The organism is Rhizobium sp. P38BS-XIX (genome assembly GCF_012641435.1).
Lineage (GTDB): Bacteria > Pseudomonadota > Alphaproteobacteria > Rhizobiales > Rhizobiaceae > Rhizobium.
On the sequence record NZ_JABAIJ010000001.1, the window covers coordinates 1,111,607 to 1,133,976 of the forward strand.

The 22,370-nt window shown below is 59.7% G+C and carries 14 protein-coding genes; 2 read left to right on the top strand and 12 right to left on the bottom strand.

Features of this window, described 5'->3' with window-relative positions:
- Positions 1-394: 394 nt before the first annotated feature.
- Together HGP17_RS05440 and HGP17_RS05445 are read right to left on the bottom strand one after the other, a co-directional pair.
- Entirely contained in the window at positions 395-715 is a 321-nt protein-coding gene (locus tag HGP17_RS05440; RefSeq protein ID WP_168806615.1) for a 2Fe-2S iron-sulfur cluster-binding protein, read from the bottom strand.
- 147 nt (positions 716-862) lie between these two features.
- Entirely contained in the window at positions 863-1,231 is a 369-nt protein-coding gene (locus HGP17_RS05445) for an Hpt domain-containing protein (protein ID WP_168806617.1), read from the bottom strand.
- Positions 1,232-1,725: 494 nt separating this feature from the next.
- Here HGP17_RS05445 and HGP17_RS05450 point away from each other — a divergent pair, with 494 nt between their 5' ends.
- Positions 1,726-8,700: a hypothetical protein gene (locus tag HGP17_RS05450; RefSeq protein WP_168806619.1), complete on the top strand. Its 6,975-nt coding sequence runs from the start codon at positions 1,726-1,728 to the stop codon at positions 8,698-8,700.
- 142 nt (positions 8,701-8,842) lie between these two features.
- Here HGP17_RS05450 and HGP17_RS05455 read toward each other — a convergent pair whose 3' ends face one another.
- From HGP17_RS05455 to HGP17_RS05500, 10 genes are all read right to left on the bottom strand, one after another.
- Positions 8,843-9,169 carry an RcnB family protein gene (locus HGP17_RS05455; protein ID WP_168806621.1) on the bottom strand — a complete coding sequence of 109 codons (327 nt, stop codon included), beginning with the start codon at positions 9,167-9,169 and terminating at the stop codon, positions 8,843-8,845.
- A 141-nt stretch (positions 9,170-9,310) separates the two neighbouring features.
- The gene (locus HGP17_RS05460; protein ID WP_168808108.1) at positions 9,311-10,921 is read right to left on the bottom strand and encodes a glycoside hydrolase family 43 protein; all 1,611 of its coding nucleotides are present in this window, start codon (positions 10,919-10,921) and stop codon (positions 9,311-9,313) included.
- 82 nt (positions 10,922-11,003) lie between these two features.
- Positions 11,004-12,035: an L-glyceraldehyde 3-phosphate reductase gene (gene mgrA / locus HGP17_RS05465; RefSeq protein WP_168806623.1), complete on the bottom strand. Its 1,032-nt coding sequence runs from the start codon at positions 12,033-12,035 to the stop codon at positions 11,004-11,006.
- 69 nt (positions 12,036-12,104) lie between these two features.
- The gene (locus HGP17_RS05470) at positions 12,105-13,238 is read right to left on the bottom strand and encodes a Gfo/Idh/MocA family oxidoreductase (protein ID WP_168806625.1); all 1,134 of its coding nucleotides are present in this window, start codon (positions 13,236-13,238) and stop codon (positions 12,105-12,107) included.
- 11 nt (positions 13,239-13,249) lie between these two features.
- The gene (locus tag HGP17_RS05475) at positions 13,250-14,011 is read right to left on the bottom strand and encodes a sugar phosphate isomerase/epimerase (protein ID WP_168806627.1); all 762 of its coding nucleotides are present in this window, start codon (positions 14,009-14,011) and stop codon (positions 13,250-13,252) included.
- Positions 14,012-14,116: 105 nt separating this feature from the next.
- The gene (locus HGP17_RS05480; protein ID WP_168806629.1) at positions 14,117-16,582 is read right to left on the bottom strand and encodes a glycoside hydrolase family 2 protein; all 2,466 of its coding nucleotides are present in this window, start codon (positions 16,580-16,582) and stop codon (positions 14,117-14,119) included.
- 57 nt (positions 16,583-16,639) lie between these two features.
- Positions 16,640-17,731: an ABC transporter ATP-binding protein gene (locus HGP17_RS05485; RefSeq protein WP_168806631.1), complete on the bottom strand. Its 1,092-nt coding sequence runs from the start codon at positions 17,729-17,731 to the stop codon at positions 16,640-16,642.
- A gap of 3 nt (positions 17,732-17,734) precedes the next feature.
- Positions 17,735-18,631 carry a carbohydrate ABC transporter permease gene (locus HGP17_RS05490; protein WP_168806634.1) on the bottom strand — a complete coding sequence of 299 codons (897 nt, stop codon included), beginning with the start codon at positions 18,629-18,631 and terminating at the stop codon, positions 17,735-17,737.
- A gap of 11 nt (positions 18,632-18,642) precedes the next feature.
- A complete protein-coding gene (locus HGP17_RS05495) occupies positions 18,643-19,533 on the bottom strand; it encodes a sugar ABC transporter permease (RefSeq protein ID WP_168806636.1) in 891 nt (296 codons plus the stop codon).
- Positions 19,534-19,624: 91 nt separating this feature from the next.
- Positions 19,625-20,863, bottom strand: coding sequence for an ABC transporter substrate-binding protein (locus HGP17_RS05500; RefSeq protein ID WP_168806638.1), 1,239 nt, complete (start codon positions 20,861-20,863; stop codon positions 19,625-19,627).
- 460 nt (positions 20,864-21,323) lie between these two features.
- Here HGP17_RS05500 and HGP17_RS05505 point away from each other — a divergent pair, with 460 nt between their 5' ends.
- Positions 21,324-22,355 (top strand): LacI family transcriptional regulator, encoded by a 1,032-nt coding sequence (locus HGP17_RS05505; RefSeq protein ID WP_168808111.1) that lies wholly within the window; start codon positions 21,324-21,326, stop codon positions 22,353-22,355.
- The last annotated feature ends 15 nt before the right edge of the window (positions 22,356-22,370 follow it).

Genomic DNA, 22,370 nt, shown 5'->3' on the forward strand with positions numbered 1-22,370 from the left:
CGGCCACTATATCTGTGAATCGTCCAACCTTGTCGTTCTTTGAACTTTACGAGAATCTGAAATAGGTTTTTCCTATGAGTCATAGAGAAAAATACACCGGCTGATTCGAAAAGACCGCGTGAAATCTCTAGAAAAACGATTTTGAATGCCTGCGTCGGCGGGTGTGTGTGATCTTCCGCGCAGTCTGGATTTTGCTTTTCAAAGCATGCGCTACCTGTTCTCCTGGCGCATCCTGAAGCCGCAGGTGTTTCCTCCCTTGCCTGCGGTGATGCGCCCGCCTCGCCTCGCTCGCTGCTACTGGCTGAGCGGGGCTTCTTTTTGAGGCAGATAAGAACCGGGCTTCGATCCACGCCATGCTGCACCTGCGCGGCCTATGCCGCGCAGTCGTCCATTATCAGGCCTGACGCTCGGGCACGTGAACGACGAGCCCGTCGAGAGAGCCCTTCATCTTGATCTGACAGGAGAGGCGCGACGTCGGCCGAACATCGAAGGCGAAGTCCAGCATGTCTTCTTCCATGGCCTCGGGACTGCCGACCCTCTCGGTCCATTCCTCATCGACATAGACATGACAGGTAGCACATGCGCAGGCGCCGCCACATTCGGCTTCGATACCGGGCACCGAGTTGCGCACGGCATTTTCCATCACGGTGGAGCCTTCGTCGACGTTGAGATCAAAGCGTGTGCCGTCGAAGGCGACGATGGTCAATTTGGTCATGTCTGTGAATTCCGAAATTCGTGGGTGAAGGACGATCCGGAATTTTACTTCCAACAATTCGCTTGGGCAGTCAACATTTGCGCCGCCAAAACGGAATTCCCGCTTGGCGGCGCAAAGGCGTGCATTACTGTCTCTCGGATGCCCGGATCAGCGCGAAAGCTTCAGAATGAAGTTCTCGGCCTCGACCACACAGGTGGTGACCGCTGCCATGTGTGCGGCATCGCCAGCATCGCACTCAAGTGCTCCGGCCGCATCCGCGACCCGGAAAGCGCCAACCGCGCTCGCCGCACCCTTGAGCTTATGGGATGCAGCAACGATCCGCGTTTCGTCGCCGCTGGCGATTTCATGGAGGCAGGAGCGAGCCTGCCGCGCAAACATCTGCAGCACCTCGACCTCCAGCGCCTTATCGCCCATGGTCTGCTTTCCGAGATGAACGAGATCGATTGCCCGCTCCCAGGATGGTGTAGGGCCTCGCGAATTATCCGGAGATTCAAATGCGATATTCAATGCTGCCATGTGCTAACGCTCCCGTCCTTTAACTGTGACTGTTTTAGCGACCTGCCGCATAGTTGCGGTCAGCGCATGGCCATCGAGTTAAATTCTGGCACATTGAGGGCGTAAAACTCGCGACATGGTTAACGCGCGTTAAACATGCCCAAAATATTGGGTTTTCATGACGTTGGACGTGAGAAAAAGGTTAATCGTACCTTAATGATCCACCGGCTTTAAGGTGGGGTTAATTGTCATACGGGGGGGAATGTGTCACTACGATACTAGTGAATTGGGTGGATGGCACATGCCTTTGCCCAAGAAGTGGATGATGGTAATGTTTTCATAACATCCGTTTGAAAAAGCATTTATCCACTCTGAAATGTAATGGGAAATCCATCCTCGGTACAGAACGGTGATGGAGGACCTCGCGGGAGGCAGGGTTCGTCTTTTCCGGACGCGGCGGAATTTCCGGAAACGACACGGCAAGCCCGAGTGAGTTTGTAACGAGGCGTAACCGCATGGCGAACAAAAAGTACATAGAGTCGGTCGAGGACAAAGCCTTCCAGGCATTGGACGAAGCTTTGCAGATCGACTTCAGTGACGAGAACTCTGAGTCTCGCAGCGGTCCCACACGTGATGTCCCGGAGCGAAAAGTGTCTGAGCCGCCCAAACAGCCTATAAGACAGACCAAGGACGACGCGGCCCGCAACGCCGCAAGCGCGCGCAGCGCACCTGCAACCCGCTCCGCCGAAGCGCCAAAGAGCCCGAACCTCGCCGCAGCGAACGACGGCAATCGGGCGAGTTCCGCGAGTATCCTGAAGGCATTGGATGGCGGCTCGCAAAGCCGTGCAGTCCGCAACGCCACCATCGTTTCGCTGTTCTGGATCATTGGCGGCGTCGGTCTGGCGTTCCTGCTTTACGGAACACAGATCCGGAATATCCACTCCGTTGCCGATCTGGCTGCTCTTCCCGGCGTCATCGCCTGCATCGTCGGCGTCGTTGTTCCCGTGCTGTTGTTCTATGCCTTCGGCATGATGATTTCGCGTGCGCACGACATGCGCAACGCCGCACGCTCCATGGCGGAAGTGGCGCTGCGCCTCGTCGAGCCGGAAACGGTTGCATCCGAGCGTATCATGACGGTCGGCCAGGCCGTTCGCCGCGAAGTCTCGGCGATGAACGAAGGCATCGAGCGCACCATCGCACGCGCCACCGAACTCGAAACGCTTGTTCACACCGAAGTCAACGCTCTCGAGCGCAGCTACGCAGACAACGAACTGCGCGTGCGCGGCCTCGTTCACGAGCTCGGCGCCGAGCGTGATGCCATCGTCAACCACGCCGAACGCATCCGTTCCTCGATCTCCGGCGTTCACGACCAGATCAAGGAAGACCTGTCGCTGGCGACCGAAGAAATCGCCGTTCGCCTGTCCACTTCAGGCGAAGCTTTCGCGTCGATGATCGACACGCGCGCCGCCGCGCTGATGGAGAAGTCGGATTCCGCCGTCCAGGCACTCGGCACGCTCCTGGCAGCGAAGACGGACAGCCTGCTGCAGAACCTGAATGCCTCCGGCCTCGCGCTCAGCCACGAATTCGACTCGCGCCTTGACGCACTTTCGTCGTCTCTCAGCGAACGCGGCAAGGAGCTTCTCGGCCAGTTCGAGACGCGTGCCTCCACGCTTGATGCCAATACGGAAAAGCTCAACAACGCGCTGAACGACCGTGCCCGCCAGCTCAACGAGACGCTGGTTGCGCGCACGAAGGAAATCAGCGAAAGCCTCAGCGGCGGCGAGCGGACGATCACGGGCACGCTGGATAACGTGCTGGCCAAGCTCAATACGTCGCTCGACGAGAAGAGCTCCAGCTTCCGCCAGACCCTGCAGTCGACGGCCGATGACGCCATTATGGATATCGATCTTCGGTCGGGCTTCTTCGAAGAGCGCTTCCAGTCGACGATCGCACAGCTGTCCACCACGTTCGACGAGCGCGTTTCCGAGTTCACCTCGGCGTTCGACAAGCGCGCCGGAACGCTCGACAGCAAGCTCACCGAGAGCCTCGCGCAGATCAATCAGTCCCTCGGCAGCAACTCGGACGCTTTGGAGGGTATCCTGACCTCCAGCATCGAGCGCCTCGGCGCCTCGCTCACCGACCAGTCCTTCGCGCTTGCAACCACGCTGGCGACCAGCCAGGAAGTGCTCGAAAGCGCGATCGGCTCCAAGGCCGACGAGATCACGTCCGCGCTGCAGAACGCCACCAGCGGAATCTCGTCCGCGCTGGCATCCGGCACCGGCGAGCTGAACACCGCCATCTCCACCCACGCAAGCAGCTTTACCAATGCGATCGAAGGCGTGACGCGGGACGTCACGACCGCTTTGCGAAGCGGTACGGAAGAGCTCACCACGGCCTTCACCGGTGGCGCCACGGAGATCAACAACACGCTATCGTCGCGCACCAGCGAAATCACGCAGGCTCTGGGTTCCGCGCATGAGCGTATCGATGCCGTCATGGCGTCGCGCAGCACCGCCCTCTTCGGTGCGCTGTCCGACAATCAGACGCGTTTCGAACAGACTTTGGCCGAACGTTCGGAGGGCATCGTCAGCGCTGTCACCGGTTCGCATCAGCATCTGACCGCAGCACTTGACGAACGCACGTCGATGCTCGCGATCTCGCTGGCAGAAAACCAGCTGCGCCTTGAAAATACCCTGGCGAGCCGCGCGGATACGATTGCCAGCACCATTGCCGATACCCATGGCAAGCTCGCCGAAACGCTCGACGACAAGACCATGGCGCTCGCGATTGCCCTGTCGGAAAGCCAGTCGCGTCTCGAAGACACCGTATCCGGCCATGCCGAGCAGGTTGCCGGCACTCTGGACGAGAAGACCAAGGCCATTGCTCGAGCACTTGCCGAGGGTCAGACCCGTCTCGAAAATACGGTTTCCGGTCACGCTGAAAGCGTCACCAACGCGCTTGACGATAGAACGATGGCGCTCGCCATCGCTCTTTCCGAGAGCCAGGCACGCCTTGAAGAAACCGTCTCCGGCCATGCCGATCGCGTTTCCGAAACCTTGGACGGCAAGACCGGCGCCCTCGCCCGCGCCCTCGCCGAAGGCCAGGCACGTCTTGAAAGCACGGTGTCCGGACATGCGGAAGCCGTCACCAACGCGCTCGACGACAGGACGATGGCGCTCGCCATCGCGCTTTCCGAGAGCCAGGCACGACTTGAAGAGACAGTCTCCGGCCATGCCGATCGCGTTGCTGACACGATCGATGGCAAGACCGGCGCACTTGCCGCCGCGTTGAGCAGCGGGCAGAGCCGCCTAGAAGAAACTCTCTCCAATCGCGCCGAGGAGATCATCAAGGCATTTGCCGGCAATCACGCAGCCTTGGCCGATGCGTTGGACGATAGAACGATGGCGCTCGCCGTCGCGCTCTCCGAAAGCCAGGCCCGTCTCGAAAGCACGGTTTCCGGCCATGCCGAAAGCGTCACCAATGCAATCGACGACAGAACCATGGCGTTGGCCATTGCTCTGTCCGAGACGCAGGCGCGTCTGGAAGACACCGTTTCCGGCCACGCCGAGCGTGTCGCCAATACGCTGGATGGCAAGACGAGCGCCCTTTCCGATGTTCTGACGAACGGCCAGTCCCGCCTCGAGGCAACGCTTGCCAATCGCGCCGAGGCCATCGCCAGCGCATTCACCAACAACCATGCCGCTCTGGCCGATGCGCTTGACGACAAGGCGATGGCGCTTGCCATTTCGCTCTCCGACACACAATCGCGCCTGGAAGACACGCTGTCCAACCGTCTCGACGCGCTGTCCAGCACCGTCGCAGGCACGCATGACAAGATCATCAACAGCCTCGACGACCGGACGATGGCGTTGGCGATCACCCTGTCCGAGAACCAGAGCAAGCTCGAAGAAACCCTGTCGAGCAGCGCACAGGCCATCGCTCACACCGTAAACAGCGGTCATGAAGCGCTGACCAACACGCTCGACGACAAGAGCATGGCTTTCGCGATCTCGCTCGCCGAAAATCAGAGCCGTTTCGAAAGCACCCTGGAATCGCGGGCCAACGCTTTGCTTGACAGCGTTTCCGGTGCGGAATCCCGTGTAGCCGGTGCCTTCGGCGACAAGGCGGATGCCATACGCGCCGCTTATACCGAAAACCAGGATCGTCTCGATCGTTCGCTTGCCGCACATACGGAATCCCTGTCCGACCTGCTCAGCAGCAGCTCCGATCGGGTCGAAAACGCACTCGGCAGCACGACGCGCCAACTCGAGAACACGCTTGGCACCGGGCTGTCCCAGATGGACCAGAACCTTGCCTCGGCTTACGAGCGCATGCGTTCCACGCTGGAAGACCGCAGCAATGCGATCAGCCTGACGCTGCGCGATGCGCATGCACAGATCGACAACACGCTGATGGAGCAGACGACCGCCATCGGCACCTCGATCGCCACCAGCGCCAGCATGCTCGAAATGTCGCTGGAAGATCGCGAAGCTTCGCTGCGTCAAACCATCGATGCCAGCGCACGGACACTCGAAGACCGTCTGAACAGCGGCGCTGGCGACATTGCCGGCCGAATTCAGCAGGCCGCCGGCGATATCGCCCGCTCTGCGGAAAACTTCTCGTCCAACCTCAATCAGTCGATCGACGGTATGACGAGCCGCTTCGCTGAAACCGGTTCGCGTGTCGAGGAAAGCCTGTCGGCACTCGAAAACCGCATCCACAAAGGTGTTACCGGTGTGACCGCCCAGGTCGATGCGGCAGGCAACCGCCTGTCCGATACCTTGGCCTCGGGCGCAGCCCAGATCGACCATAGCGGCAGCGAGGCTGCAGCGCGGATCGAAGAACGCCTGTCGACGATGGATCGCGCCCTCAATGTCGGCCTCGACGCCGTCAACCGCACGATCGAAGGGAAAGCCGCCAATCTCGCCACGACGCTGCGCACCGCAGTCGCCGATGCCGCCCAGGGCATGGACAGCGAAGCGACACGCACCGCCGATCTGCTGGCAAATACCGGCCAGCAGTTTGCCGACAATCTCGGCAGCCACAGCGACACCTTTACCCGCACCATGACCGAGCGCTCCGACGATCTGGTCAACCGGGTCTCCGAGACGCAGAACCGCCTTGCGAGCCAGGCCGCTGCCGTAGCGCAGACCTTCTCGGAAGCAGGCAACGCGATCATCAACAAGGTTGCCGAAGCCGAAGGCCTCGTCAGCAATCAGGTCAACACGATCTCGCAGGCGCTCTCGTCTGCCGAGCAATCGCTGGAAACCCGTGGTGCCGCCATCCGCAACACGCTCGCCGACGGCAGCGACAAGCTCGTTTCCAGCATGTCTCAGGTCGAGCGCGCGCTTGAAGAACGCAGTGCCGCCATTCGGGCATCGCTTGAAGATCGCGCCCGCGAAATCGATACCACGCTCACCGATGTCGACAAGGCATTGGAAGCACGCGGCTCTTCGATCCGGACCTCGCTCGATGAACGCACCCGCGAACTGAATTCGATGCTGGCCGGACGCTCCACCGAGCTGTCGCGTCTGATCGACGAAAAGGCTCGCCCGATCGTGGATCGCTACGCAGCAACGGGCCAGGAGGCAGCAGCCCTCATCACGGCAGCAGCGCAGGAAAGCACCGAGCGTCTGCGCGCCGAGAATACGGCTCTCATCAACGCCATCGCATCGCGCACCGAGCATGCCGTCGGCGCCGTCAGCGCACTCGAAAACAACCTGCTGGCCAGCGTCAACGGCATCATTGCCCGTCTTGCGGACAACAACTCCGCTATCGCGGGCCTTTTGACCAACGCCGCGGCCGAATTCTCGAGCGTCGATGACCGCCTTGCGGCAACGTCGGTACGGTTTGCCGACTCCGCCGCCAAGGCCGGCGAGATGGTGTCAGCCTCCAGCCGCCTTCTCGAAGGCAAGGTCGACAAGCTGTCGGAAATCACTGGTCAGACCCTGTCGCAGGTCGGCAACATCGTCGGTCGCTTCGACGATCACTCCAAGGTGCTGACGCAGGCGTCCCAGCTTCTTGGCGCGGCTCAGTCGAACCTGGTGTCGACGCTGGAAGAACGCGAAACGGCATTGCAGAACCTGGCGGTTGGCCTCGTTCAGCGCTCGGAAGAAATCGAGAACACCATGCGCGCCCTTGGCTCGATGGTGGAGACCGCCTTCGACCGCGCCGAACAGCGTTCCAACCAAGTCACCGGCAATCTGCGCCAGAGCGTTCAGTCGTCCTTCGCGGATATCGGCCGCGTTCTCTCCGAAACGGAGAAGCGCGCCGAAGATGCGGCGGAAAGCATGCGCGGCGCACTTCAGAAGGCCGGTGAGGAAGCAAGTCAGGCCGTGGAGAGCACATTTGCCAGCGCCGAGCGTCGCTCCAGTGATCTCACCAACCGTCTTCGTGGTGGCCTGACATCGTCGTTGTCGGATGTCGAGCGGATGTTTGCCGAAGCCGGCAAAACATCTGAGGGCGCTGCCGAGCAGCTGCGCGAAACCCTTCGCGTCGCCGTCGATGATGCGATCGGCCGCTTCGCCGGGGCAACGGAAGAGATCCGTCGCTCGGCCGGCGATATCCGCCGCGAACTGGATCTTACGCGCAGCGAACTGAAGCGCGGTGCCTTCGACCTGCCGGAAGAAGCCAAGGAAAGTGCCGCCGCCATGCGTCGCGCCGTTTCGGAGCAGATCAAGGCTCTGCAGGATATTTCGCAGATCGTCGGCCGCTCGACGCAGCAGCTTGAAATTTCCGCACCAGCAGCCCGTGCTCTGGCCGATGCGGAGCCGGCACCGCGCCCGCGCCCGGCGGCTCCTGCCCCGACCGTAACCGCGGCTCCTGCTCCAAGGCCACAGCAGCCTGCTCCACAGCCGGCGCCCCAACAGAGCGTGCAGCAGCCGGCGCCACAGCCGCAGCAGCCGTCGATCGAAGCTCTCGGCCTGCGCGGCTCGATTTCCTCCGAACGTCCTGCGGCCCAACCGCAGCGCCCGGCGGAAACGCCCGCTCCTGTTCGCCAAGAAACCAGTGTCGGCGGCGGCTGGATCAGCGACTTGCTGCGTGGAGCCTCGCGTGACGAAAATGCCGACCTGCCGCCTGCGCGCCAGGTAGCCCCGAGGGCGCAGCCGGAGCAGCCATCCGCTCCTGCAGCACGCAATCCACGGCACGTGGTGGAATCGTTGAACTCACTCTCGGTCGATATCGCCCGCGCCATCGATCATGACGCTTCGGTTGATCTGTGGCGCCGTTATCAGCGCGGCGAACGGGATGTGTTCACCCGCCGCCTTTATACGCTGAAGGGTCAGCAGACATTCGATGAGATCAAGCGCAAGTATGATCGCGAGCCGGAGTTCCGCACCGCCGTCGATCGTTACATCGCAGATTTCGAGAAGCTGCTTGCCGATGTCGCCCGCACGGATCGTGATCGCACCGCAACGCAGTCCTACCTGACCTCGGATACCGGCAAGGTCTACACGATGCTGGCTCACGCCGCAGGCCGCTTGAACTGATATGTGACGCAAGATCGGGTGAGCGAGATCGCCCTCCGGATATTGCATGCAAACAGCTTGATCAGGCACGCATACGAAAATCCCCGACCAAAGATCGGGGATTTTTCATTACGACCTGTCGATGAGCGAAACGGCGAAAGGCTTAATGCCCTTCACGCACCTTGGAGATGAGGCCACTGGTGATGCCGACCAGCAGAATGCTGTTGTTGATGCGAACCCAGTGATATCCATGCGGTGGGGCCGTCAGGTGGTTGCTGCGGTAGTCGATGTCAATGGCGCGGCGGCGATCCGAAGCCGAGAGACGCCGCCCCTTCACCCAGCCACCCTTGCGGATAACGACCCTCTTCTTCACGGCATTCTTCTCGACAGCCACGGACTTGCTGGCAGGCGCTTGCTTGACCTGCGCTGTCGCAGCCAACGGCATCGCCAGAACGGATGCCGCGAGAAGGACGGTGAAGAGTCGTTTCATGGATTGTTTCCTCGATTCAAAATTGGCGCGCGAACTTATCCTCACGGACATGAAGCGAATCTGACGGTTGGATTACAATTCTGTAATGAGACCGCCGATAGCGTGTGAATAATTGCGATTATTTGCTCAACTTACCCGCGCTCACAGTTCATCGTAATTGAACCAGTCGAAATCCGCCGTCTTTGCCCGACCTGATGTATCGAAGGCAAACATGCCGGCAAAGGCACCGGTGAAGGATCCATGCTCGCCGCGCCCCCCTTCATCTGAAATGACGCCGGCGTCCAGCACCGAACCGATCGCCTGCCATGCACCCATGCCTTCCGCCTGCCAGAAAAACTGCAGGTCATTGTCCAGTACTTCCATGGCAAGCTGGATCCGCCCATCCGGCACGGCCACACCACCGCCGATCGGAAAGCTTAGACGACCACCGGGATAATCGCCCGGGCAGGTCATGATGGTCACACAGCGCCCGAGCACTTCGTGCAGGGTGACGGCAATCGCATGCAGCTTGAAGCGATTATAATAATGAGTGAGCCCAGCAACCTGCTGATAGGTATCGGGCTCGAATTCGATCACCGTTTCGGCGCGAAAGCGATGATGCTCCTGTCGTCTGGCGACCAGCGACTGCTCAAACCAGGAACCGATGCTCTCGCGGGCAAACAGCCTCAAATGACCCGGCCGCTCGGTGAGGCTGAAAATGCGCTCCGGCTGCGGCGTCCGCAGCCATTGAAAATCCATCGGCAACGCCGTCTCGTCGAAATTGTAACCGCTGCGACGCGGCTTCTTGACCGGCACCGCGCCGTTCAGGCCCTCGACCTCAACATCGGGAACGCTGGTGCCGTTCTGCAGATAGAGCCAGCCATCTTCTTTCCAGACACATTTCTGCAGGGCCGTTTCGCGGCCAAGCGTGCAGCGCCGATGCGGTGGCAAGGGCCGGCCGCAAAGATGCGTGTGATAGAATTGACCGTCGTGCGTCTCGAGATACTGCCCATGGCCCGCGCGTTGCAGCGCCGCTTCGGGATGATCTTTGGACGTGATCAGATATTGGTTCGGATGGAGTTCGTAGGGACCAGCGATATCGCGCGAGCGAGCCATTGTGACGGCATGCTCGTAAGCGGTGCCACCTTCAGCAGTGGTGAGATAATACCAGCCATTGCGCTTGAAAAGATGCGGCCCTTCGACCAGTCCAAGCTCCGTGCCGGCGAAGATATTTCTGATCGGTCCCTTCAGGGATCTTTCGGTAGGGTCCCATTCCTGCAGAAGAATGCCGTCGAACGCCGGGCTATTCGGCGAACCTGCATAGCCTTCGCTGCGGTGATTCCACTGCATGTTGACGAACCATTTACGGCCGTCATCGTCATGAAACAGCGACGGATCGAAACCCGATGAATTCACGTACATCGGCTCGGACCAGTCGCCCTCGATGGTCGGCGAGGTCACGATATAATTATGCGCATCCTTGAAGTTGCCGTCGTAGCGCTTGACGTCGGTGTAGACGAGCCAGAACAGACCGTCCGCATAAGAGAGACAAGGCGCCCAGATGCCGCAGCTGTCGAGCTCGCCGCGCATATCGAGCTGCGACGCGCGCTCCAGCGGCCGCCGCACGAGCGTCCAGTTTACCAGATCACGCGAATGATGGATCTGCACGCCCGGATACCACTCGAATGTCGAGGTGGCGATGTAATAATCCTCGCCGACACGGCAGATAGACGGATCGGGGTTGAAACCCGGCAGTATGGGGTTGCGGATTATAAAAACTCCCTCCTCCAGAGACCACGATGAACGGCATGAAACGAAAACGCCCGGAAACAGGTTCCGGGCGTTTTATGATTGATCAATCGCGTTCGGCTGACTTGGCCCAGAGATTGACGTCCGCCTCCTTGGCATAGACATCGATCTGCTTCAGTTCCTCGTCCGTGAAATCGAGATTGTCGAGCGCTTTGACACAATCGACGATTTGCGACGAGCGGCTTGCACCGATCAGCGCCGAGGTAATGCGGCCTCCGCGTAGAACCCAGGCAATCGCCATCTGCGCCAACGTCTGGCCGCGTTTCTCGGCAATCTCGTTGAGCTTTCTTATATTGTCGATGATCGACGGGCGGATGTAGTCACGTTTCAGGAAGTGGTTCTGCGCGGCGCGACTGTCTTCCGGAATGCCGCCGAGATATTTCGTCGTCAGCATGCCTTGCGCGAGTGGCGAGAAGACGATCGAGCCGATGCCGAGATCCTCGAGCGTATCCACAAGACCATCATCCTCGACCCAGCGATTGAGCATGGAATAGCTCGGCTGATGGATCAGGCATGGCGTGCCGAGATCTTTGAGAATGGCGGCAGCTTCGCGCGTCCGCTGCGAGTTGTAGGAGGAAATACCGACATAGAGCGCCCTGCCCGAACGGACGATATGATCGAGCGCCGCACAGGTTTCTTCGAGCGGGGTGTCAGGGTCGAAGCGATGGGAGTAAAAGATATCGACATAGTCGAGGCCCATCCGCTTCAGGCTCTGGTCGCAGGAAGCGATCAGATACTTCCGGCTGCCCCACTCGCCGTAAGGGCCTGCCCACATCTCGTAGCCCGCCTTGGAAGAAATGATCAGCTCGTCGCGCAGACCGGCGAATTCGGTACGCAGGATTTCGCCGAACGCGGTCTCGGCGCTGCCGGGAGGCGGTCCGTAATTATTGGCGAGGTCGAAATGGGTGATGCCGAGGTCGAAGGCGGTGCGGCACATATCGACCTTGCGATCATGCGGCGTGTCGCCGCCGAAATTGTGCCATAGCCCCAGCGACACCGCCGGCAGCTTCAGACCGGAGCGACCGGTCCGGTTGTATTTCATTTTCGAATAGCGATCGGATGCCGGTTGCCAGGCCATGGTGAAATTCCTTCGAGATGAAAAAACGCGCGGGCTGTCCACCCGCGCGCAGACTAGCTCTTCCGAAGCTCACTTCAAGAGTGCCTGGGCCTCTTCGATGCCGAGCGCAGCCGGCTGCGTGCAGGTCGTGGTGAGATCGATGAAGCGACCTTCCTCGCCGGACTTCAGGATAGAAGTCATGACATCGACGCCATGCAGGGTGCGGTCGAGCGAGCAGCGGGCATCGCGCCCGTCGATCAGCGAGGCCGCCATGTCCGCAAGACCAGCCGTGCGATAGTTGGCGCGGGCGCCGCTCGGGCTCTCCTGATTGGCGATGCCGAAAGGATGCGCCCAGTTGTCCAGCGGCTTGATGTCCTTGTCGCGACCGCTCACCTCGACCGTGCCGCCGAAGAAGTTCGGATCGGGCACGTAGAGCGAACCCTCGGTGCCGTAGAGCTCCATGTTGGCATGGCGGTGCGACCACACATCCCAGCTCGCCGTCAGGGTGATGCGCGCGCCGCTGACGAATTCGAGCAGAGCCTGGATCGTCGTCGGCGTCTTCACAGGGATCGTTTCACCATTCCGCGGCTGGCTGGTGATCGTGCGGGTCGGCGACGCCATGGACGTCATCGCGCCCACGCGCTTCACTGGGCCGATCAGGTTGATGAGGTTGGCGACATAGTATGGGCCAAGGTCGAGGATCGGGCCGCCACCGGGCAGGAAGAAAAAGTCCGGGTTCGGATGCCACATTTCCATGCCCGGGCTCATGACATGGCACGAACCCGAGGTGATGCGGCCAATGCCGCCATCATCGATGAATTTGCGCGCGAGCTGGTGGGCGCCGCCGAGGAAGGTATCGGGAGCGCAGCCGACCGCCAGCCCCTTTTCCTTGGCGATACGGCGCAGCTCCTCGCCCTGCTCCAGCGTCAGCACGAGCGGCTTTTCGGAGTAGACGTGCTTGCCTGCCTCGAGGATGCGCTTCGAAACCGGGAAATGTGCATCCGGGATGGTCAGGTTGACGATGACGTCGAGCTCGTCATTGGCGAGCAGTTCGTCGATGGTCTGAGCCTTGACCTTGTATTCCTCGGCGCGCGCACGCGCCGCTTCCATGTTGATGTCAGCGCATGCCAACACCTTCAGACCCTTGAAGAGCGGGGCGAGCGAGAAATAAGTGGTTGAGATGTTGCCGCATCCGATGATGCCGACGCCAAGTTCCTTAGCCATGTGGAAGTGCCTCAAAAGCTCTTGAAGGATGCGATGGAGCGCGTGATCAGACGATCGACATCGCTCGGATTGTCATGTTCTACCACGAAATGCTTAGTCTTCGTGCCGGCCAGCGCCTTGAGCAGCTTTGCCCACGGCACCGTGCCGTGACCGACATCAGCCCAGCCGTCTTCATTGGTGTTCTCGCCGGCCGGCGCGATGTCCTTGACGTGAACCGATGTGATGCGAGGACCGAGCTTTTCGATCCAGGCGAAGGGATCGCCGCCGCCGCGAATGACCCAGGCGATATCGGCTTCCCAGGAAATATCCGGAGCCGCTTCGAAGATCTGCTCGATCGGCAGCGAGCCGTCCGCCTGCTTGACGAATTCGAAGTCGTGGTTGTGCCAGCCGAATTCGAAGCCCGCATCCTTGTAGGGCTTGCTCATTTCATGCAGGCGCTTGCCGAAGGCCCGCCAGCCGGCGGCATCGCTCGGACGCTGATCGGCAGCGATATGCGGCGCATAGATCGAATCCATGCCGAGGGTCTTGGCGATGGTGAGTGACTTCTGCACTTCGCCGTCGAGGAAATCCGGGCTGAAATGGCCGCTTGCCATTGTCAGGCCGTTCTTGTCGAGCTCGGCCCGCAGGCTCTTGAGGCCTGCCTCGTCCAGATCGGCATAGATGCCGCCAAAGCCCTCGACTTCGGCATAGCCGGCCTTGCCGAGCTTTACGAAGATCTCCGAATAGGGCTGGAAATTGCGAGCGCTATAAAGCTGAAATCCAAGTTTCGTCATCGATACTCCTCCAATGGCCTCCGGGCCGTCTGTCTTGGGCTTGTGGCCCCGAAAGCGCCGCCGCTGCGGCGCGATAGTTCAATAGATCAGCGGGCTGATCGTCGGTTAGCTGTCCACCGACTGGCTGGATTGCAAATCGTAGATGCGGAATTCGGGCAGATCGCCCGCGAGCGGCTTGGCCGGCGTGAAGACGATGCGGCGGCTTTCACCGGCCGCAAGATCAAAGGCGTTATCGGAATACCGCCCCTCGATTTCGCTCTCGATCATCACGAACAGCGCAAGTCCCTCGGCGGTGACGGTCAGTTCCACCGTCCCGTTCTCCTCTTTTTCCTCCCGCAATACCGTCAGGCCGGCGGCCTGAAGCTCGAGTGCCTTATAGGTGCCCTGCACATAGTGCCCCTCGCCGCCCATGCCGTTCGAAGCCGTGAAACGCCACGCCAGCAGGCAATCGGCCGGCACTTGATCTGCATCGATCGACAATGCCGTGACAGCCGCATCCGGCGTGCAGACGGCATGCGCCGTCGTCAGCGGCACGCGTTCGCCATCAAGCTTTAACAGCGAAACCGAAATATCGGCCGTCACATCGGCATTGGTGTCGTTGACCAGAGAGAAGCGGATCGTCTTGTTGTCTTCGGATGGAATTGCTGCGACGGAGACCGGCTGGAAGAAGCGGCGCACCAGATAGTGCATCACCTTCCAGCGGCCGCCGTAGTCCAGGCTCGACCATGAAGCCACAGGCCAGGTGTCGTTGAGCTGCCAGTAGATGGTGCCCATGCAATGCGGCTTCAGCGACCGCCAATATTCCACCGCCGTTTTGATCGCGAGACCCTGCTGGACCTGGCTCAGATAGACAAAATTCGGGAAATCCTTCGGAAAGCGGAAGTAGCGGAACATTGTGCCGGCGATGCGCTCGTTGCCGCCGGCATTCTTCTGATGCAGCTCCATGACCGGAGACGCGATATTCATGTCCTTCGCCTCGGCATAGGTCTTGATGACGGGCAGCGACGTATAGGACTGGAAGCCGAATTCCGAGCAGAAGCGCGGGCGGACGGTTCGATAATTGTCGAAGGACTTGTTCTCGTGCCAGACCGACCAGTAATGCATGTCGCCGGAGCCATCGGCATGCCACGCGTCGCCGAAATTGAGATAGCCCGAAGCCGGGCTCGACGGCCACCAGATCGCATCCGGCAGCGCCTTCTTCATCGCTGTCTCGATCGTCCTGTTCAGGCGATCATAGGAGACAAGATAGCGATCGCGATCCTTGCGGGATTCCTCGAACCAGGTGAGCGCCCCCACAAGCTCGTTGTCACCGCACCAGAGCACGATGGATGGATGCGTTGCGAGCCGGCGAACCTGATAGTCCACCTCCTCCGCAACATTCTCCAGGAAATCACCGGTCGAGGGATAGAGATTGCAGGCAAACATGAAATCCTGCCACACCATCAAACCCAATCGGTCGCAAGTGTCGTAGAACCACTCATGCTCGTAGAAACCCCCACCCCAAACGCGGATGGCGTTCATGTTGGCTGCCGCTGCAGACTGCAGCAGATCTTCCGTCGCGGCCGGATTGGAGCGCGAAAACAGCGCGTCGGCCGGAATCCAGTTGGCTCCGCGCGCAAATATTTCACGACCATTGACCTTCAACGCAAAGCGGCTGCCGGCTTCATCGTCGGTGGTGATCAACTCGACCGTGCGCAGGCCGATCTGCCGCGTGACGGTTTCGGAGTTTGTTTCGACAGAAAGCGCATAAAGCGCCTGCTCGCCATTGCCGGCAGGCCACCACAGCCGGGGCTTGTCGACATGGAAGACGTGGGTGATCGACGTCGCGCCGGCATTGACGCCGACATCGAGGCGCACCCGCTCGTCATCGAGCGAGAAGTAAAGCTGCGCGATGCCGGCTCCCTTGGCGAACAAGGCAACCGTGACCTTGACATCGACAGAGCCGTCGTCGTTGTGAATCTGCTGGGTAACGACATTCTCGATGCGGGCAATCTCGAGTTTCTTCAACGCGATGGTGCCGTAAAGGCCGAGCGGCGCGATCGCGATGTTCCAGTCCCAACCGAAATGGCATTGCGGCTTGCGCAGCATATTGCCATTCGGGATCGGCGAATTGCCGGTGCTGTAGGGAATGTAGAAAGGCTGCTTCTCCTGCAGCGCCGCGCCGGCCGAAATGCTGGAATGCAGAACGACGCGAATGGTGTTTTCGCCTGCCTTCAAAGCCTTGGAAACGTCGGGACGATAACGCTGGAAGCAGTTGTTTGCCTCCAGCACCAGTGCATCGTTGACATAGACGCTGGCGACGGTATCGAGATAATCGATATCAAGATACCAGTCTCCACCGGCATCATCGAGGGTGAAGCTGCGCGTCAGCTCCCAATCCTGCTTGGCGACCCACTGCACGACTTCTTCGTTCCGCGCGAAATATGGATCGGGAATGAGACCTCCTGCATGGAGCGCCGAATGCACATCACCGGGCAGAGATATCGATAGCGAATGATCGCTGCCGGGAGACGTCAGCCTCCACGAACCGGCAAGATCGATGGCGGAATTATCATTGATCGAAGACGACATCGGACCTCCCCGGACCGCTGTGAGGTGGAGGCGGTCAGACCGCCCCCATGCACGGGATCATATTCTGAGTTCTGTCTGCGCATCAAAGAGCGATGCGAGAGACATGTCAAAGCCAAGCTTCACGGCTGAACCTGCGCCGAAACGTCTGGCGCCATTGACGCGGACCGACATGGTGTGGCCGGCATGCTTGAGCCAAAGCAGATTGTCGGCGCCCATCGGCTCCTCGATATCGACCGTGGCATTGTGAACCTCGGAGCCGGAAGCCGCTTCCTCGTTGACCTTGATATGCTCGGGACGGACGCCCAGCACGACCTTGCGGCCGGCCTGCAGCGCCTCGCCGGCCTTGTAGCCATCAAGCGAGAAAAGAACGTCGTTGGTCGCGAACACGATCTTGCCTTCGCGATTGACCAATTCGCCCTTGAGGAAGTTCATCGAAGGCGATCCGATAAAGCCGGCAACGAAGAGATTGCGCGGCTCGTTATAGATCGTCGTGGGATCGTCGAGTTGCATGATGACGCCGTTCTTCATGATCGCGATGCGGTCGGCGAGCGTCAGCGCCTCGATCTGGTCGTGGGTCACGTAGATCATCGTGTTCTTCAACGACTGGTGCAGCCGCTTGATTTCGACGCGCAGCTCCGAGCGCAGCTTGGCATCGAGGTTCGACAGCGGCTCGTCGAAGAGGAAGACATCGACGTCGCGCACAAGCGCGCGGCCGATCGCGACGCGCTGACGTTGACCGCCCGAAAGCTCCGCCGGCTTGCGCTTCAGAAGCGACTCGATCTGCAGGATCTCGGCAGCCCGCGCGATGCGCTTGTTGATCTCGTCCCCCGGCACCTTGGCGACGCGCAGGCCGAAGGAAAGGTTCTTCTCGACCGACATCTGCGGATAGAGCGCATAGGACTGGAACACCATGCCGATGCCGCGATCCTTGGGCTCCTCCCAGGTGACGTTCTTGCCCTTGATGAAGATCTGCCCCTCGCTGATATCGAGCAGGCCGGCGATGCAATTGAGCAAGGTGGACTTGCCGCAACCCGAGGAACCGAGAAGCACCAGGAACTCGCCGTCATTGATCTCGAGATTGAGATTCTTCAGGACGTTGACCGCACCGAAGTTCAGCGAAAGGTCTTTGATGGAAACGCTGCTGTTCATGGATCAACCCTTCACTGCGCCGGCGGCGATGCCCCGGACGAAAAGCCGTCCGGACACGAAATAGACGATAAGCGGCACCGCGCCGGTCAGCAGCGTTGCGGCCATGTTGACGTTGTATTCCTTCACACCCTGCACGGCGTTCACGACGTTGTTGAGCTGCACCGTCATCGGATAATTCTGCGTGCCGGCGAAAATCACGCCGAACAGGAAGTCGTTCCAGATGCCGGTGATCTGGATGATGATCCCGACGACGAAGATCGGCAGCGACATCGGCAGCATGATGCGCAGGAAGATCTGCCAGAAACCCGCGCCATCGACGCGCGCCGCCTTGAAAAGCTCAGGCGGAAGCGAGGCGAAGTAGTTGCGGAAGAGCAGCGTGTTGATCGGCATGCCGAAGATCGTGTGCACAAGCACGATGCCGCCAAGCGTTGCGAACAGGCCGAGCTCGCGCAGCACCATGACCAGCGGATAGAGCATGACCTGGTAGGGGATGAAGGCGCCGAACAGGAGGATCGTGAAGAAGATTTCCGATCCCTTGAAGCGCCAGTTGGCCAAGGCATAGCCGTTGACCGAAGCGACGGCGATCGAAACGATGACGCTCGGAACCAGGATCTTCACCGAATTCCAGAAGCCGACCTGGATGCCGTGGCAGTAGAGCCCGGTGCAGGCCTGCGACCAGGCTTTTACCCAGGGTTCAAAGGTGATTTCCATGGGCGGCGCGAAGATATTGCCCATGCGGATTTCGGGCATGCCTTTCAGCGATGTGACGACCATCACGTAGAGCGGCAGCACGTAGTAGAGTGCGGCAAGCCCGAGAATGCCGTAGAGCATGATGGTGCGCGGCGCGAAGCGGCGCTTGGGTTTTGCGCCCGAAGGCTCGATTGTCGTGGCAAATGCCATTTGATGCCTCCCTATCTGCGCTTCTGGCGGAACTCGAAGAGAGCCCACGGCACGACGAAGATGAACACGGTAACCAGCATGACGGTGGAGGCGGAAAGCGCCTGGCCGAGATTGGAACGCTGGAACATGAAGTCATAGACATATTTGGCCGGCATTTCGGACGCGAAGCCCGGCCCTCCGGCGGTCATGGCGACCACCAGATCGTAGACGCGCACGATGCCTGAGGCGACAATGACCAGCGTGGTGACGAAGACGCCACGCATCATCGGAATGACGACGAAAATATAGGTCCGCCAGGCCGGAATGCCGTCGACGCGGGCAGCCTTCCAGATTTCTCCGTCGATGCCGCGAAGCCCCGCCAGCATCAGCACCATGACTAGGCCGGTGCCCTGCCAGAGGCCGGCGATGACCAGCGCATAAAGCACGGTCTTCTGATTGCCGAGCAGCGCGAAATTGAACCAGGTAAAGCCCATGTCCTGCATCAGCTTCGGCAGTCCGAGCGCTGGATCGAGAATCCATTGCCAGACCAGACCGGTCACGATGAAGGACAAGGCGAAGGGATAGAGAAAGATCGTTCGAAACGTATTCTCGAAGCGGATTTTCTGATCCATCAGCACGGCCAGAATGAAGCCGACGACGAAAGCAAAAATCAGGCTGAGAATGCCGTATGTCGCAAGATTGCCGATCGAGACGTTCCAGCGATCGGTACCCCACAGGCGCTGATACTGCGTAAAGCCAACAAAGTTGGAGCTGGGCAACAGCCTTGAATCCGTGAACGAATAGATGACGGTCCAGAGCGTGCAACCGACAAAGACGACGATCACCGTCAACACCATCGGAATGGCGGCGATTTTCGCATTGAGGTTGCGGAAAAGACCAAAGGGCCGGACAGCGTTAGCCATCGATACCTCCGTTGGTGGCGCGCATCAGGACAGGCGAGAACCCTCGCCCGCCCCGATGCCTGCCATCGCGATTGATAGGATGGTCGTCTGCTTACTGCGCCTGCTTGAAGATGGCGGCCTGCTTCTCGATCGCCTCGTCCACCGTCATCTTCGACGAGAAGAACTGCAGTCCGAGATCGGTCATCTGGCCGCGTGTATCGGGGTCGATCAGCTGGGTAACACCAGGCACGACATTGTCCGGGTTCTTCAGGATCTCCAGACCCTTCTTCATGCAGCTGCTAGCCGCGCTCAGATCGATATCGCCACGCACCGGCAGCGATCCCTTGGCGAGGTTGAACTTGACCTGGGTTTCCTTGGAAACCAGCATGCTGGCAAGCTCGAGCTGCGCCTTCGTAATGTCGGCATTGCTGTTCTTCGGGAAGTAGAAGCTGTCGCCGCCGGTATCGAGCAGGCCGTGGAAGCCGAGACCCGGCAGGCAGTCGTAATCCTTGCCGGCGACCTGCTTGGCAACGCCGAACTCGCCCTGCGCCCAGTCACCCATGATCTGCGCTGCGGCCTTGCCGGTTATGACCATGTTGGTGGCGACGTTCCAGTCGCGACCGGAATAGCTCTCGTCAACCAGATCGCGCGCCTGGGCGAAAGCGTCCCAAACCTTGCGGTTTTCGGGGCTCTTCACGGCGTCGGCATCTTTCTTCTGATAGATCGCCAGATAGGTTTCCTTGCCGCCGATACCGATCTGCATGACGCTGCGCATGCCGTCGACCTGCCACGGAGCGCCGGTCGCGAGCGGAACGATGCCCTTCTCGCGCAGCTTCGGCGCATCGGCGACGAACTCGTCCCAGTTGGCCGGAACCTTCATGCCATTGTCTTCGAAGACATGGCGATTGACCCACATCCACTGCCAGGAGTGAATGTTGAGCGGCACGCAATAGATACGGCCTTCATAGGTGCAGGAGTTGAGCAGGCTGGCCGGACGAATGATGTCCTTCCAATGTTCCTTCTCAGCAAGATCGGTCAGATCGGTCATCAGGCCGGCCTTGACGAGCTCTTCAGCGTCGCGGCCCGTGTTGAGCTGCGTTGCGCCCATGGGGTTGCCGCCGAGAATGCGGCTGACGATCAACGGCGTCGCAGTCGAACCGGATCCGGCGATCGCGCCGTCGACCCAGTGATTATCGCCAAGCGCGTTGTACTGATCGGCCAGAACCTTCACGGCAGCTGCTTCACCGCCCGATGTCCACCAATGCGTTACTTCAAGATCAGTCGCGTTTGCTGAGAAGGCCGGAATCGCGACAGATGCGAGCAAAGCGGCGGCCACCAAACGAATATTCATGAGTTCTCCTCCCTCACTGAAACGTTGCCGGAAAAATGTATTCGAATCATTTTCAACACGCAACCGCCTGCCCACAAATTTTTTATGACGACATCAATATACAATCAAAGATTACATTTTACCTGTGGAAGATAACCCTTTCTCACCGTTGAATGAGCATTACGATATTCCATGAAATTCACTTAAATTATTGATATCAAATGATTTAAATAGATACCTCATTCATCATGCATCCGAGATGGATCTCAGCCAGTCCGATTCCATAACCAAAGACCAGAAGTGCAACCAAGAGAATGCACGTGAAAATCGGCATCAAAATAAGGCTCGACTTTTCAACTGTATCGTTACAGTTTTTCTCATTGCCTTGCGAAGGCGGTGTGGCGTCTATGCTTGCGGCGGACGCATGGGCAATATAAGCGGATTGGCTGCGGGAGGCGGCCGGGAGGCAAGCGTGAGCGAAATGGACAATAAGAAAATGTCAGGGAGCGGAGCGCCATCCACCCCCGAGCGACCGACGTTGAAAACAATCGCCTTCATGACCGGGTTGGGAATCACCACCGTTTCACGCGCACTGAAGGATGCCCCCGATATCGGCGCAGAGACCAAGGAGCGGGTGCGTATGGTCGCCCGACAACTGGGCTATCAGCCGAACCGTGCGGGCGTGCGTCTGAGGACCGGCAAGACCAATGTCATCGCCCTGGTGCTCAGCATCGACGAAGAGATCATGGGCTTCACGAGCCAGATGGTGTTCGGCATTTCGGAAGTTCTTGCCGGGACGCAATATCACCTGGTGGTGACGCCGCATTCACATAGCAAGGATCCTTTGGTACCGGTGCGATATATTCTCGACACGGGCTCTGCCGACGGTGTCATCATATCGCGAACGGAACCGGACGATCCCCGCGTTCGGCTGATGCATGAACGCAGTATGCCTTTCGCCACGCATGGGCGCACGGATATGGGCATCGTTCATCCGTTTCACGATTTCGACAACGAAGCTTTTACCCACGAAGCCGTTCGTGCTCTCGTCGCCAAAGGCCGGCGGCGCCTGGCCTTGCTGCAGCCCTCCAGCAAGCTCACCTATTACTCTCATACCCGCATCGGCTTTCAGATCGGCCTGCACGAATATGGCGCCGAGGAAATCCCGCTGCGCGTGACGACCGACGCCCCGCTGACCGTTATCAGAGACAGCGTCGAAGCGATGATGCGTTCATCGCATCCGCCTGACGGTATCGTCTGCTCCAGCGGTGGCGGCGCTATCGCCGTCAACGCCGGTATCGAGGCAGCCGGTTTCCGGCTCGGTAAGGATATCGACATGGTCGCCAAGCAATCGACCGATGTGCTGAACTGGATCCGCCCAGAGATCATCACGATCTACGAGGACGTTCGCCACGGTGGCCGTGAACTGGCCAAGTCCGTCATCGCTCGCATAGACGGCATAGAGCCGGAATTGCTGCAAAGCATCAGCGAGCCGGTCTGGCCAAAGAGCTGATAGCAAAAAGCCCGC

What these genes read in the sequence shown, in the direction of transcription:
- HGP17_RS05480 (WP_168806629.1), bottom strand. Translation starts at nt 16,582, where the DNA reads ATGTCGTCTTCGATCAATGATAATTCCGCCATCGATCTTGCCGGTTCG.
- HGP17_RS05450 (WP_168806619.1), top strand. Translation starts at nt 1,726, where the DNA reads ATGGCGAACAAAAAGTACATAGAGTCGGTCGAGGACAAAGCCTTCCAG.
- HGP17_RS05475 (WP_168806627.1), bottom strand. Translation starts at nt 14,011, where the DNA reads ATGACGAAACTTGGATTTCAGCTTTATAGCGCTCGCAATTTCCAGCCC.
- HGP17_RS05455 (WP_168806621.1), bottom strand. Translation starts at nt 9,169, where the DNA reads ATGAAACGACTCTTCACCGTCCTTCTCGCGGCATCCGTTCTGGCGATG.
- HGP17_RS05495 (WP_168806636.1), bottom strand. Translation starts at nt 19,533, where the DNA reads ATGGCTAACGCTGTCCGGCCCTTTGGTCTTTTCCGCAACCTCAATGCG.
- mgrA (WP_168806623.1), bottom strand. Translation starts at nt 12,035, where the DNA reads ATGGCCTGGCAACCGGCATCCGATCGCTATTCGAAAATGAAATACAAC.
- HGP17_RS05445 (WP_168806617.1), bottom strand. Translation starts at nt 1,231, where the DNA reads ATGGCAGCATTGAATATCGCATTTGAATCTCCGGATAATTCGCGAGGC.
- HGP17_RS05500 (WP_168806638.1), bottom strand. Translation starts at nt 20,863, where the DNA reads ATGAATATTCGTTTGGTGGCCGCCGCTTTGCTCGCATCTGTCGCGATT.
- HGP17_RS05490 (WP_168806634.1), bottom strand. Translation starts at nt 18,631, where the DNA reads ATGGCATTTGCCACGACAATCGAGCCTTCGGGCGCAAAACCCAAGCGC.
- HGP17_RS05440 (WP_168806615.1), bottom strand. Translation starts at nt 715, where the DNA reads ATGACCAAATTGACCATCGTCGCCTTCGACGGCACACGCTTTGATCTC.
- HGP17_RS05505 (WP_168808111.1), top strand. Translation starts at nt 21,324, where the DNA reads ATGGACAATAAGAAAATGTCAGGGAGCGGAGCGCCATCCACCCCCGAG.
- HGP17_RS05485 (WP_168806631.1), bottom strand. Translation starts at nt 17,731, where the DNA reads ATGAACAGCAGCGTTTCCATCAAAGACCTTTCGCTGAACTTCGGTGCG.
- HGP17_RS05470 (WP_168806625.1), bottom strand. Translation starts at nt 13,238, where the DNA reads ATGGCTAAGGAACTTGGCGTCGGCATCATCGGATGCGGCAACATCTCA.